The sequence below is a fragment of the Rhodoblastus sp. genome, assembly GCF_052145335.1.
GTDB lineage: Bacteria > Pseudomonadota > Alphaproteobacteria > Rhizobiales > Beijerinckiaceae > Rhodoblastus.
In genome coordinates, this window is record NZ_JBKQOU010000301.1 from 1 (window position 1) to 13555 (window position 13555).

Below are 13555 nucleotides of genomic sequence, written 5' to 3' on the forward strand. Positions count from 1 at the left end.
TGAGGCCGACACCCCGGCAGTTGCTGGCCCGCGCCGAAAACTGGCGTCCCTGGCGCGCCTATGCCGCGCAATATTTATGGACGGCTGATTCGTCGCGAGCCTATTCAGATCCGCGAAGCGAAAATGCTTGAAAAAACGTGCCTGTCTGCTTGCCGCCCATGGCGCTATATATGGTGTTCAAACTCGGACTCTTCGTCCCCGTCGGCAAGGACCCAATTCGGCGAATTCCGGTCAAAGGCCGAAGATCTGGTTTGGTAACAGCCGTCATTGCGCGAACTGGCCTTCGGCGGACCCCGACACATGAAACGGCATTTCGGCCGCGATTTCGCGACCACAGTCCCTCATGGTGAGCGCTCCCCTTCTCCCCTTGCGGGAGAAGGGATTCGCCGCCCCAGCCTTTGTTTTTGTTACCGTCATCGCAATGACGGTGGGTCAAGAGGACCGGGACAGGCTCCAGCGGCGCTCGATTCGCGCTCGGGTTGCAAATAAAAGCGAAGGCGGCGGAGGTGAAAAAAATGCGAAAAAAGCGCGGTTTTTTTGATTAATTTGCGAAAAAACCCATCGATTTCCGCTCGTTTTTGTTCATTTTTGCCGCGCTTTGCCCGCTTCAACCGCCAGGTTGTCGTTTACGCCGGCGCGATGAATATTTTTCGGGCTCTCGCGCGGACCGAAGGCAGGCGCCAGAAAATCTTCTTGTTTCAAAGAGAAAGGCGCAACGACGCCAAGCCACGCCAAGCAAGCGTTTCACGTGGAACATAACAAGAACGATGCCCGCCAGGCAAATGGCGTTTTCACCCGCCATTTCCACTTTTTACCATTTCCACTTTTGCCAGAGGCCGGAGTCCGGGGACTGGAAACGAATTGCGCCTCTTAACCCGAAGCGGCGCGTTCGAGTTCTGCAACATCGAGTTTGACCATCTGCATCATCGCCTTGAACACGCGCGCCGCCTGTTCCGGGTCGCCGCTCGCCATCAGTCGCGGCAAAGCCTCGGGCACGATCTGCCACGACAGCCCGTAGCGGTCCTTCAGCCAGCCGCATTGCGCCGGCTTGCCGCCGTCGGCGGTGAGCGCGCTCCACAACCGGTCAACCTCCGCCTGGTCGGCGCAGCTGACGGACATCGAAATCGCCTCGGTGAATTGGAACTGCGGCCCGCCGTTCAGCGCCTGGAACTTCTGCCCCGCCAGCGTGAACTCGACGAGCAGGACTTTTCCCGCCTGCCCCGCCGGGTAATCGCCGGGCGCCCGGTTGATCGCGTCGATCCGCGAATCCGGCAGCAGCGACACATAGAAACGGGCCGCTTCCTCGGCCTGTCCGTCGAACCACAAGCACGTCGTTAAGCGCTGCTTTGCGAGCATGTTTTTTGCTCCGGCGTCGGCGTCTTCGCGGTGACCTCGGAAAAGCGCCGTTTCAGCGCCGCCTCGCGTTTCTTCGCTTGCGCCGCGTAACGCGCCTTGACGTGACCATAGCCGCGAATTCGCTGCGGCAGCGACGCCAGTTCGATAGCGACCGCGAGATTGCCCGAATCCAGCGCGCCAGCGACCTCGTCCATCATCTGCTCATAGTCGCGAACGAGCGTCTGTTCGGCGCGGCGATCCGGGGAAAAGCGGAAGGGATCGAGCCACGTCCCGCGCAAGAAGCGCAGGGCGGCCAGCAGCCGCAAAGGCCCCATCATCCAGCCGCCAAACGTCCTTTTTTGCGGGCGGCTCACGCCCCCGCCCTCGTTGGTCAATATCGGCGGCGCGAAATGGAACGAAAGCGAATAATCGCCCTCGAAAGTCGCTTGAAGCTCCTGGAGAAACTCCGGCCGGGTATAGAGCCGCGCGACCTCGTATTCGTCCTTGGCCGCCAGCAGTTTGTAATAGGATTGGGCGAAAGCTCGCGTCAGTTTTTCGCTTGCGCCTTCGATCCGCGATTCCGCCGCGCGGATTTCCTCGACGTGCTGGAGGAAACGCGCCGCGTATTTTTCATTCTGATAGGCGCGCAATTCGTCGGCCAGACAGGCTATCAGCACATGCAGCGGCCTTTGCGCGAAAAGCTCGCCGCTTGCCGCCGGCTTGTCCAGTCCGGCGGCTTTTCGGGTCGCTTCCATGTCATGGGCCGCCCGCCGTCCCCAATTGAAGGCGCGCTTGTTCTGCTCGACGGCGACGCCCAGATTTTCGATGGCTTTTAACAGTGAGGCGCTGGACAGCGGCAGCACGCCCTTCTGGAAGGCGTAACCGAGCAGGAAGGGATTGGTGGCGATGGAATCGCCGATCAGCGCTGTCGCCAGACGCGAGGCCGGCAGGAAGTCGGCGCGGCCGGGTCCACAGGCGTCGGCAATGACCTTTTCCATCGCCTCCCGCTGAAACACCGGGTCGGGATGCGCCTCTAAATCTCCGGTTTTCGCCTGGGCGGCGAAAGCGCGGACGAATTCGCTGGTGATGGAAAAGTCGTCGTTGACGATGGCGCGCGTATAGGAGGGCCGCAGCTTGAAGATCGTTTCCGGCGAGGCCGAAACGACGAGGTCGCAGCCGATCAACACCGAAGCCTCGCCCGACGAAATGCGGGTGGCGTGCAATTCCTCGTCGCGCCGCGCGATCCGCAAATGGGTGGTGACGGGACCGCCTTTCTGCGCCAGCCCCGCCATGTCGAGCGCGGTGACGCATCTGTCCTCCATCGCAGCGGCCGCGCCGATCACCGCGCCGACGGTGACGACGCCGGTGCCCCCGACGCCGGTGATCAAGATGCTGCAAGGCTCGTTCAATTCGAGCTTCGCCGGCTCCGGCAGACCGGCGACCCAAACTTGGTCGCTCTCGCCCTTGGCCTTGTGCAGCCTGCCGCCATGGACGGTGACGAAACTCGGACAAAAGCCCTCGACGCAGGAAAAATCCTTGTTGCAGGAGGATTGGTCGATCTTCCGCTTGCGCCCGAATTCGGTCTCCACCGGCACGATGGACATGCAGTTGGACTGGGCGCTGCAATCGCCGCAGTTTTCGCAAACGCGTCGATTGATAAAGGCGCGGAGCGGCGGATCGGGATAAGTTCCGACCTTGCGGCGGCGGCGCTTTTCCGCCGCGCAAGTCTGGTCGTAGATGATCGCGGTCACGCCTTCGATGTCGCGCATGATGCGCTGGACTTCCGGAAGTTCGTGACGGCCCCGCACTTCAACGCCGGCAGGCAGCAGTCCCGCTCCGAGATAATGCTCGGGAAATTCACTGACCACGACGACGCGGGCAAGATTTTCCGCCAGCAGTTGCCGGGCGATTTCCGGCACGCTCAAGCCGCCTTCGACCGGCTGTCCCCCGGTCATCGCCACCGCGTCGTTATAGAGAATTTTATAGGTGATCGGCACTTTTGCCGCCACGGCCTGGCGAATCGCCAGCAGGCCGGAATGTTGATAGGTGCCGTCGCCGAGATTGGCGAAAACATGCGGCGTTCCGGTGAAGGGCGCCTGCCCGACCCAAGCCGCCCCCTCGCCGCCCATTTGCGAAAAAGTCTGGGTATGCTCGGGGTCGAGCCATGTCGCCATGTAATGGCAGCCGATGCCGGCAAGCGCCCGGCTGCCTTCGGGCAGGCTCATGGTCGAGGTGTTGTGCGGACAGCCGGAACAATAATGCGGCACGCGCATCGGCATGCTTTTCAGCGCCGCCGCGTTGCGTTCATTGGCGTCGAGCAGCGCCAGCCGGAGGCTGAGCGTTTCATCCTTGGCGAAACGCGCGATGCGGGCGACGATCACGCGCGCAATGATCGCCGGGCTCAATTCGCCGGCCGCCGGCAACTGCCATTCCTCGTGCGGCAACTCCCATTCGCCCTTGTCGGAATATTTGCCGATCACCCGCGGGCGCACATCGTCGCGCCAGTTATAAAGCTGTTCCTTGAGCTGATATTCGATCAGCTGGCGCTTTTCCTCGACGACGAGGATTTCATCGAGCCCTTCGGCGAAATGGCGAATGCCCTCGGAATCGAGCGGCCAGTTCATCCCGACCTTGTAAACACGCAGGCCCAGTCCGGCGGCCCGCGCGGAATCGATCTGCAGATCGTCGAGCGCCTGCCGCACGTCGAGATAGGATTTGCCGGTCGCGACGATGCCGAGCCGCGCCCTGGGACTGTCGAGCACGATGCGGTCGAGCTTGTTTGCCCTCGCATAGGCCATGGCCGCATAGACCTTGGTGTGCTGCAGCCGCAGCTCCTGATCCAGCGCATTGTCCGGCCAGCGGATATTCAGCCCATCCGGCGGCAGCGCGAAATCGGCCGGGATCACCGATGTGATGCGGAACGGATCGAGCGAAACGACGGCCGAGCTTTCGACAGTATCGGCTGTCGCCTTCAGCGCGACCCAGCACCCCGAATAGCGCGACATCGCCCAGCCATGCAGGCCGAAATCGAGATATTCCTGCACGCCGGAAGGATTGAGCACCGGGATCATCGCCGAAGCGAACATATGTTCGCTCTGGTGCGGCAGGGTCGAGGACCTTGCGCCGTGATCGTCGCCGGCGATGGCCAGTACGCCGCCCCAGCGCGAGGTTCCCGCGGCATTGGCGTGTTTCAGCGCGTCCATGCTGCGATCGACGCCGGGGCCCTTGGCGTACCACAGGGCGAAAACGCCGTCATACAGGGCGCCTTCGAACAAATTGACCTGTTGCGAGCCCCATACCGCCGTGGCGGCGAGATCCTCGTTGAGGCCGGGCTGGAACTTGACCCGGTGCGCCTCCAGCTGGCTTTTCATTTCCCAGAGGGTCTGGTCGAGCCCGGCGAGCGGCGAGCCGCGATAGCCCGAAACGAAGCCGGCGGTGTTTTTCCCCGCCGCGAGGTCTTTCAGCCGCTGCAATATCGGCAGATAGGCCAGGGCTTGGATTCCCGAGAGAAACCGGCGGTCGGGAGCGGGTTCGACGGATTGCGGCTCCGGGTCCGCACCCTCGGGGCTGGCCGAATGCGAAAGGCTTTCCACGTCCATTCCGGCGCCTCCGCGCGCTTCCCCCCGCCTGAAATGTACCACACGACAACCGCGACAAAAGGCCGCGTTTTACCAACCGCCAGCACAGAACAACGTTCCTTTGGCGACCTGGCAAGTTCCTGCCAAAACTGACGCTTGTCGAGGGAATGTCGGATACACCCATCTATTCAACGCCAGTCTCGAGGAAAACATCCGACGCGCGATCGACATCCATGAAGGAGAAGAAGTCGATGCGTCCGCCTTCAAGGCGCTGGTTCTCGGGGCGGTCGCGCTGAACAGTTCCCGCAAGTCGAAAGTTTCGGAGAAAGCGAAGTCCTGATTTCTTGCTTCAACCCGCTTCCTGGACGGGCGCGCCCGACTGCGCCGCCAATTCACGTCTCCGCTTGTCGATCGCCCGTCGCGCGTGATCGATCGCCAGCGAGGACACCGGGAGCTGGGACGTGTCGGTCGATCCTTTCGCAAGCTTATTGACGCAGTCGGCAATGAGCGTGTTGAGTTCGCCTTCCAGCCTGTCGACTTCGGTCGCGTCGGCGGTGCGGGCGGCGTCGGCGATGACCAGAATTTCATAAACCTGCTGCTGATCGGTCACGAGTTTCTTGTTGCGGAATTGACCGATCAGAACGGCGCCCAAAGAGCCGAACAGGCTCAAGGGGATGCCGATGATGTACATATACTGCTGAAGCGAATCGAGAAAACTCTGGTTGCCACTGCTCAGATAAGAGACGACGCCGGGATGGATGGGCAAAAGCGGACTCTTGCTGTCGGTATCGGGAGCCTCGATCTGGCTGACGATCGGCGACGCCGCCATGAGCTTTTCCTTGGTGTCGAAAATGGACTTGCCGATCAGGCCGGCGACGACGTTCAGCATGGTCTCCGGAACGACAAAGCGATAGGTAACGGCCAGGCAAGTCACGGTGTCATCGGGTGTCGGCGGATGGCCCTTGAACGCCCCTTCGGGCACATCGATCGACTCGAATTGCGGGAATCTTTTAACGATGGCGTCGGCCTGATCGACCGCCAAAAGCTCGGGAGCTCCCTTAGTCGCCTTGGCGATCGCCGCCACAACAGCCTCGGGATCGCCAGCCCCGACGGGCCCCACCGCAAGGGCCGCAGCCGCCTGTTTGTGGTGGATGGCGAGGCCGATCTCGGAAATCGGCAGGAACACTCTCTTCACCTTGTCCGGCGCAATATTGAAATAGCTGAGGATCGTATCCAGCGTATTCGAATTATATTGCTGCAACGGTCCTTCAGGTATGGCGACGGTCTTTCCCGCAAGTCCGGACGGGTCGGAGATCGACGAGTTCGCCGGAACGATGAAAGCGACGACGTCCCGGCGCATGATGGCGACGGTTTGACCGTTGCTCGGCGGCGAAATATCGGTGCGGACAAGGGCTATGTCCACCTTGCCGTCTTCCATCGCCTTGGAGCTTTCGACGGCATTGGCGACGGGCACGGGTTCGAAGCGCACGCGAGGATGAGCGGTTTTGGTGACCGCGACAAAGGCGTTGATGAATTTCTCCCCCGCCGTGCCTTGCAATCCCGTCGTCACGCGCAGGGTCGCGCGCGGCGAAGTGAAGTAAAGGACCGCCAGCGCCGCGCCGATGAGCAGGAAAGCGCTGGCGATCACGAATGTGGTTTTACGCAGCGAAAGCAGTCCGAACATGGCCGCGCTCCCTTTCCTGACGCCTGTCAACCGGAACCGCGATCGAGGGCGCCTCAGGCTTTGTTGTCACGGCAAGGCTCAAGAATAGTTTGCTCTTTCCGGAGCGCCATTTCAAGCGATGAGCGCCGAAATGGCTGGAGCGCCGCTTTACGCCCGGTTTCGCCAAAGGAACCGGCGACGGCTTTTCCGGCGGAACGTTGAAATAGCTCAAAATGGTGCCCAGCGAATCGGCGTTGAATTGCTGGAATGGTCCTTCGGGAATGGCGATCGCCTTGCCAGCCAGGTCTGAAGGATCCTTGATCGAGGAATAGACGCCGAACACGAAAGCGAAGACGTCCAGGCGCAAGATCGCGACCGTCTGGCCGTTGCTGGGCGGAGAAACGTCGGTGCGCACCACCGCCAGATCGACCTTGCCGTCCTCCATGGCCTTGGCGCTTTCGGCCAGGTTGACGACCTTGACCAGCTCAAAATGAAGGCGCGGATAGGTTTTGGCCATGACGGAGACAAAAGAGGCGACGAACCTCTGGCCGATGGTGTTGGGAAACCCGGAAGTGATGCGCAAGGTCGCGTGCGGCGACGCAAGATAGCCGAACGCCAGCGTCGCGCCGACCAGCAGGGATAGCCCGGCAAGAATAAGGGCCGCGGTCCGCAGCGAAGGCAGTTTGAACAAACCGCGCTCCCCTTCCTGCCGCCGTCACCCCTGGACCATGATCCAATACTCACGGCAAGGCCCAAGAATAGTTGGCCCTTTCCGTGGAGCCACATCAAGCCGAGACGTTGCATGTTTCTCCGAAATTGCTCCCGCGCAAGTTTTTGCGCCCGGCAACGCCTATAGTGGCTTCAATAACAAGAATGCGCTGCGGAAAAGGAGACGCCTCGTGAGATTTGAATCCCTCGCCCAAAGCCTGCTCTTGACGGAAGGAGACGCTATTGTCGCAGTCGACAGCGACGGGCTCATCCGGTGCTGGAACCCTGGCGCCCGCCGCATTTTCGGCTTTTCCGAGCAGGAAGCCCTCGGACGGACTCTCGACCTGATAGTTCCCGAAGTTCTGCGCCAACGCCATCATTCGGGATTCGAACGGGTGATGACAGGCGGCGAAACGCGCTACGGCGCCGGCGACCTGCTCGCCGTGCCGGCGCTGACCAAGGACGGGCGGCGGATCTCGGTCGAGTTCACCATCGTCCTGCTGCGCGACGCCGATGGCGCGACGGAAGGCATGGCGGCGATCATGCGCGATGTAACGGCTCGGTTCGAGGATACGCGGGCGTTGCGCAAGAAAATCGCGGCGCTGGAAGCCAAAGGCGCCGCGATCGATTAGCGCTCGATATTTGACAGGCGTGGCTGCCGGCGAGGCGCGTCATCCCCCGTCGGCTCCCGCAACTTTCTCACGCGGAAAGCCTCGGGCGTGTCGAGATCGGTGAAGACGCCGTCATGATTAGCCTCGATCTCGGCGACCCATTCGGCATATTGCCCGATGAACGCCTTGGCGCCAATGTCGCCGGTCATTTTCTCCATCAGAATGGAGAAAAAGCCGCGTCCCCATAGCACAGGATGGCCCTGCCGCCCTGCCCTTTTCGGGACGATGATGGCGCGCATCTGCCCAGGGTCGAACGCAGCGATCATCCGGTCGATCAGAGCGGGATCGACGTCGGGCATATCGCCGAGAAAGACCATCGCTCCGTCGATTTCCGGGGCCAAGGCGCCGAGGCCCTTTTTCAGCGAGGTCGACAGACCTTGCCGATAGTCCTCGTTGACCACGAAGCCGATGTACGCGTCATCGAACAGGGCGCGCACCGCGTCGGCGTGATGGCCCAGCACCACAGTGGTCGACGCGATGGAACTGGATCGGATCGCATCGACGACATGGCGCAGCATTGGCTTGCCTTCGAGCGGAAGCAGCAGCTTGTTTTCGCCCATCCGGCTGGACAGCCCCGCCGCCAGCACCAGCGCGGCGATGCGTGGCGCGGGCGCGCGCTTGCCCGTGGAAAAATCCGTTCCGCTCTTGGCGGCGGCGCGCGGTTCGGCGCGCCAGGGCGTCTCCTTCAGAAGGCCGCCGACGCCCATGTTCGTGATGACCTCCCCCCCTACCTCAAGCCCGGCGAAGACGCGGCGCAGGATGTAATCGAAGCCGTTGAACTGTGAGGTGCGCGCGCAGCCGGGCATGCCGATGACCGGAACCTCACCTATGGCGCCGAGCAGCAGCAGATTGCCCGGATCGACCGGCATGCCGAAATGCTCGATCCGTCCGCCTGCGGCGACGATGCCTGAGGGGATCACGTCATTGCGGTCGGCGATGGAGCAGGCCCCGCAGACCAGGATGAGATCGTCGCCCGCGGCGATTCTTTGGCGCAGTTCCGCGGCCAGCGCTTCGCTTTCGTGCAGCGTGCGCGTCTCGGCGGTCAGCGCGCCGCCCAAAGCCTCAAGCCGCTCAGCTGTGGCGCGCGAGGTCTTGTCCAGAACGCTCTGCTTGAGACCGGGCGCCAAAGTCTGGATCAGGGAAGCGTGACGCGGTCGGAACGCCGCCACGCAAAAACTTTTCGCGGCCTTTTCCCAGGCCACGACGACTTCTTCGCGTACCGCATAGGGATTGACCTTGATCGTCGCCACCACCTGCCCCGGTTCGACCATGTCGTGCAAAGGCAAAGTCGCGATGGTGATCGCCTCGTCGACGTGATTGAGCGCATTGACGCCTTGAGGCTCGAACAGCAGCAGGCCTTTTTGCGAGGCGCAGAGATTTACGCGGCCGGCATGGGCTGTCTTGGCGTAAACCCCTTCGCCGACCAGATGGCGCGCGGCGCGTTCGGCGGCGCGATCCTCAGGAACGTCGCCGGCTTCGAGCCAAGCGACGGCGACTTTTTCCACGCGGGCGCCGAGCAGTTGCGCCAGCGCCGCCGCATCCAGCCGCAGCCCCTTGGCGATAAAGAAATTTGTCGTCCGCACGGCATGGGCGAGAATGCCGCCCTCGGCGTTTTCGGTCGCGACCGTGACGAATTTCATTCGGCGGCGCTCCCCAAAACCTTTTGTGATTCGACTTCCAGCCGCCGCAGGGCGGATGTCATTTCGGCGGCGATGGCGATGGCGATTTCGGCTGGGTTGGCGGCGCCGATAGCGAGCCCGATCGGACCGTGGACGCGCGACAGGGCGAGCTCTCCGAAGCCCTGCGACAACAGCCGCTTGCGCCTCTTTTCCGCCGTCGAGCGCGACCCCAGCGCGCCGATGTAGAAAGCCGGGCAGCGCAAGGCGACCGACGCCGGATCGTCGATCCGAGGTTCGTGCGTCAAGGCGACAAGCGCGCTGGACTCGTCGAGCGCGAACTGAGGCAAGACCTCTTGCCACTGCGCGCAAAGGTGAAAACCCGCAAAGCGCTCGGGCGTAGCAAAAGCCGTGCGCGGATCGATGATCGTCACCGCATAGCCTGCCAACCGGGCCACCGGCGCCAGCGACTGGGCGATATGCACCGCGCAGACGATGAACAGCCGCAGCAGCGGACGCCAGAATTCGAGAATGCCGCGTTTCGTTTCGATCGCGACGTTCCTTCCGCCCGCCTCGGCTTTCTGGACGGACCGGAAGTCGTCGTCAAGGTTGAAACGCCGCGGCGCCTCGGCATCGACGGGCGCCCTTTCGCCGCTGCCGGGCGCGACCAGAGCAACTGTGGAATGTCCATGGGAGGGTCCATTGAGGACGCGTTCAAAAGAATCTGGAGTGGACAGCTTTTCGACGAAAATCTCGATGGAGCCGCCGCAGGCGAGACCGAACGACAAGGCCTTTTCGTCGCTGACGCCGAATTTCAGCAAGGCCGGGCGCCCCGTCGCTATCACTTGGGCTGCAGTTTCCAGAACCTCTCCCTCGACACAGCCGCCAGACACCTTGCCGATAAAATGGCCGGAATCGTCCACCGCCATCTGGGAGCCGGCAAGGCGCGGAGACGATCCCCAACTCGCCGTGACCGGGGCCAAAGCCACGCCACGCCCCTCCTTGCCCCAGGCGAGCCCCGAGCCGACAATTTCGTCATTGTCGTCCATTCGTGTCCCCTGGCAGCGCGACAGCCCGGCTAGAACGCGGATTTGTTCCGGTTTTGGAAGTTGAACGCTCTCTTGGCTCAATTGGTTCTTCATGGCGGCTATCCTTTTTCCGCGAGCCGACAAAGGACCGAAATATTTGACCGCGCGCGGCGGGCTATGAATCATCGGGAGCGGGCTCCGCGAAGGCGGCTCTTTTCGCTCTACGGCGTCAGCGCAACCGCTGATTTTCACAACTCGGCGATAAGAGAAGAAGACGCTGTTACCGCCCTAAGCCGGCGAGCTTCGCCAAGCGCGAAGCTTGGGCGACCCTGAGGTACAGAAATGGACCAAGACACGGAGTTGGAAGCGCGCCGCTTCAAAACGGAAACGGTGGTGAGGCGCCGCCCCTCCTTGAGCCTCGGCAACCGCACAGCCACATCTTAAGGCGGAGCGCGTTCGAATAGAACGCCCACGGGCGCAATGCCCTCCAAACAGGCTGGCTCTCGTCCATAGCCTTCATCGCGGCGAGCTTTGGCGTGTTCGTCGGCAAGGTCACAGGCAAAAAGGAACGCGCGGGCGCTTGACCCGCGCTGGCCGTTCGTTTCCGTGAATTAAAAGAAACGCTTGATCCATTGCCTGGCAATGGTGAGCGCGATGGGACTCGAACCCATGACCCTCTGATTAAAAGTTTTATGGTCGATAATTTCTCCTGATTTCCATAGCTTTCCAAAAGCCACGTATCTGTTGATTTTCATAGCGCTCGCGATTTCCCTTGCTTTCCTCAAATCGCTCGACTTATCCTGATTTTGCTTACCGGTTGCTTACCACGCTTACCGAGCGCTTACCGGGAAACCATGTCAGAAGGTCCGAGCCATGCCCCAAGGCCGCATATCGAAACGTTCCGTTGACGCCCTCACCTGCCCCGTTGGCAAGGACCGCGAATTCTTATGGGATGACGCGCTTGCTGGCTTTGGCGTCGGGGCTTTCCCGACTGGCAAAAAGATTTATGTCGCGCAGTTTCGAAAGGACGGCCGCTCGCGCCGCGTGTCTCTAGGCGAGCATGGTCGCCTGACGCCCGACGAAGCTCGCTCGCAGGCCAAGACAATCCTCGGGCAAGTCGAGCAAGGAGCCGACCCCGTTGACGAGCGGCGCAAGGCCCGCGCCGTCCGCACGTTTCGCGAAGTCTCAGACGACTTCATAAAGCTGCATGTCGAGCCCAAGCGCAAAGGCGGCACCAAGATCGACTACGAAGCCTTGCTGAGGAACTTCATCAACCCGGCCATCGGCTCAACCCGCATAGTTGACCTTCGCCGCGTCGAAGTCGCCCGGCTTCATGCCAAGTTGGCAGATAAGCCCTATTCGGCAAACCGGGTGCTGGCCTTGATTTCAAGCGTCTGGAACTGGGCCGCCAAGCGCGATGAAGTCGAATTCGCCGCCAATCCGGCCAAAGGCATCGAGCGCAACAAGGAGCGCAAGCGCGATCGCTTCCTGACCAGCGAGGAATTCAGCCGCCTTGGTGACGCGCTCCGCGATGCGGAAACTGTCGGGCTTGCTTGGGCGATCGACGAGACGAATCCAAAGGCGAAGCACGTCCCCAAAGAGAACCAGCGCACAATCATCGACCCTCACGCGGCTGGCGCGATCCGCCTATTGATCCTGACCGGCGCGCGGTTGCGCGAAATTCTCGACGCCAAATGGGAAAACGTCGATTTAGAGCGCGGCATCATTCATCTGCCTGACAGCAAGACCGGCGCGAAGCCGATCTACCTTTCAGCCGCTGCGCAACGGGTTTTGACCGACCTGCCCCATATCAAAGACAACCCCTACGTCATCCCCGGAGAAAAGAATGGCGCGCCGCGCGCCGACCTCAAGAAGCCTTGGGCGGCCGTCACACGCGCCGCTGGACTTGAGGGCGTCCGCATCCATGACCTTCGCCACAGCTTTGCATCTTTCGGCGCCGGCGCGTCCCTTGGGCTTCCGATCATCGGCAAGCTTCTTGGGCACAGCCAAGCTTCCACCACCCACCGTTACGCACATCTGGATGCAGACCCGATGCACCGCGCCGTAGAAACGATAGGCACCGCAATCTCGGCGGCGATGGAGGGAGCAACCGGCAAAGTCGTCCCTTTCAAGAAATCGAAATAGTGGAGGCGAAATTGTCCGACGACGTTGAAGGCGACGATGATGATGAATACCTGCCGGACATTGGCGAGGCTCAATACCTTATCGATCAATTGCTGGCCTTAAACCCACGGGAGCGTTTGCGTGGCAAAAAGGGCAACGCGTTGCGTGAGTTGGTTTCATTCCGTGAACGGATCAAAGAATGGCCAGCAATTTCACCTGACGAAAGACGCTCTATTGTCAATAGATTGTGGGTTTTGAATTCCGGCGAAGACGATGGCGCTTCTAGGCACGAAATACTCGGCCCGGGCCGCTTCTCTTGGCGTGAAAAAGGGCGGCCTACTGGAAGCTACATTGGCCAATTCCCGGGTGATGACGAAATGATCCGGGAAGCGCTTGCGTTGAAGGAGGCTCGAAACTTGGCGCTTGGAAGCGCCCTGCGTCAGGTCATTAAGGCGAAGGCTAGAGGCGGTTTTGAAATCGAAAGCGTCATCAAGCGCCTCAGGCGCAAAATCGAAGGACGCCCACCTTAGCACGCATTTTTGTCCCTCGCTTGGTCGGTAACTGAGGGTAAATAAATCGGCTGGTCCTGCAATTACTGAGGAATCAGCCATGATCACTCTGCCACATTATCTCAGGCGCACAGACGCTTCTCGCTACCTTACTGAAAAATGGGGCATTTCACGCTCGCCGCGCACGCTTGCCAAACTGGCCTGCGTCGGTGGGGGGCCCGAAATGACCTATCTCGGGCGGACTCCCATGTATTCCCCCGACAGCCTCGATACGTGGGTGCGCTCTTTATTGGGCGCTCCGGTCGCTCACACTTCGGCGCGTG

At 61.4% G+C, this 13555-nt stretch carries 10 protein-coding genes and 1 pseudogene; 5 read left to right on the top strand and 6 right to left on the bottom strand.

Annotated features, from left to right (window positions below):
- Nucleotides 1-870: 870 nt before the first annotated feature.
- Both ACLP2E_RS18335 and ACLP2E_RS18340 read right to left on the bottom strand, forming a co-directional pair.
- Nucleotides 871-1356 carry a VOC family protein gene (locus ACLP2E_RS18335; protein WP_442463011.1) on the bottom strand — a complete coding sequence of 162 codons (486 nt, stop codon included), beginning with the start codon at nt 1354-1356 and terminating at the stop codon, nt 871-873.
- A complete protein-coding gene (locus ACLP2E_RS18340) occupies nt 1335-4934 on the bottom strand; it encodes an indolepyruvate ferredoxin oxidoreductase family protein (RefSeq protein WP_442466753.1) in 3600 nt (1199 codons plus the stop codon). The genes ACLP2E_RS18335 and ACLP2E_RS18340 overlap by 22 nt, the downstream gene beginning before the upstream one ends.
- Before the next feature lie 163 nt (nt 4935-5097).
- Between ACLP2E_RS18340 and ACLP2E_RS18345 the strand changes: the two are divergent.
- Nucleotides 5098-5253: pseudogene (locus ACLP2E_RS18345) on the top strand (DUF1801 domain-containing protein); the annotation flags it as partial.
- A gap of 9 nt (nt 5254-5262) precedes the next feature.
- Here ACLP2E_RS18345 and ACLP2E_RS18350 read toward each other — a convergent pair.
- Nucleotides 5263-6597, bottom strand: coding sequence for a TAXI family TRAP transporter solute-binding subunit (locus tag ACLP2E_RS18350; RefSeq protein WP_442466754.1), 1335 nt, complete (start codon nt 6595-6597; stop codon nt 5263-5265).
- Nucleotides 6572-7267, bottom strand: coding sequence for a hypothetical protein (locus tag ACLP2E_RS18355; protein WP_442463008.1), 696 nt, complete (start codon nt 7265-7267; stop codon nt 6572-6574). The genes ACLP2E_RS18350 and ACLP2E_RS18355 overlap by 26 nt, the downstream gene beginning before the upstream one ends.
- A 208-nt stretch (nt 7268-7475) precedes the next feature.
- Between ACLP2E_RS18355 and ACLP2E_RS18360 the strand changes: the two genes are divergently transcribed.
- A complete protein-coding gene (locus ACLP2E_RS18360; protein WP_442463007.1) occupies nt 7476-7916 on the top strand; it encodes a PAS domain-containing protein in 441 nt (146 codons plus the stop codon).
- Here ACLP2E_RS18360 and ACLP2E_RS18365 read toward each other — a convergent pair.
- Both ACLP2E_RS18365 and ACLP2E_RS18370 read right to left on the bottom strand, forming a co-directional pair.
- On the bottom strand, nt 7913-9595 hold the full coding sequence (locus tag ACLP2E_RS18365) for an NTP transferase domain-containing protein (RefSeq protein WP_442466755.1): 1683 nt from the start codon (nt 9593-9595) through the stop codon (nt 7913-7915). The genes ACLP2E_RS18360 and ACLP2E_RS18365 overlap by 4 nt on opposite strands.
- A complete protein-coding gene (locus ACLP2E_RS18370; protein WP_442466756.1) occupies nt 9592-10620 on the bottom strand; it encodes an XdhC family protein in 1029 nt (342 codons plus the stop codon). The genes ACLP2E_RS18365 and ACLP2E_RS18370 overlap by 4 nt, the downstream gene beginning before the upstream one ends.
- An 852-nt stretch (nt 10621-11472) precedes the next feature.
- Here ACLP2E_RS18370 and ACLP2E_RS18375 point away from each other — a divergent pair.
- The 3 genes from ACLP2E_RS18375 to ACLP2E_RS18385 form a co-directional block, all read left to right on the top strand.
- A complete protein-coding gene (locus ACLP2E_RS18375) occupies nt 11473-12744 on the top strand; it encodes a tyrosine-type recombinase/integrase (RefSeq protein ID WP_442463004.1) in 1272 nt (423 codons plus the stop codon).
- An 11-nt stretch (nt 12745-12755) separates the two neighbouring features.
- Entirely contained in the window at nt 12756-13253 is a 498-nt protein-coding gene (locus tag ACLP2E_RS18380) for a hypothetical protein (RefSeq protein ID WP_442463003.1), read from the top strand.
- 79 nt (nt 13254-13332) lie between these two features.
- A partial coding sequence (locus ACLP2E_RS18385) for a hypothetical protein (RefSeq protein ID WP_442466757.1) occupies nt 13333-13555 on the top strand: 223 nt, incomplete at its 3' end.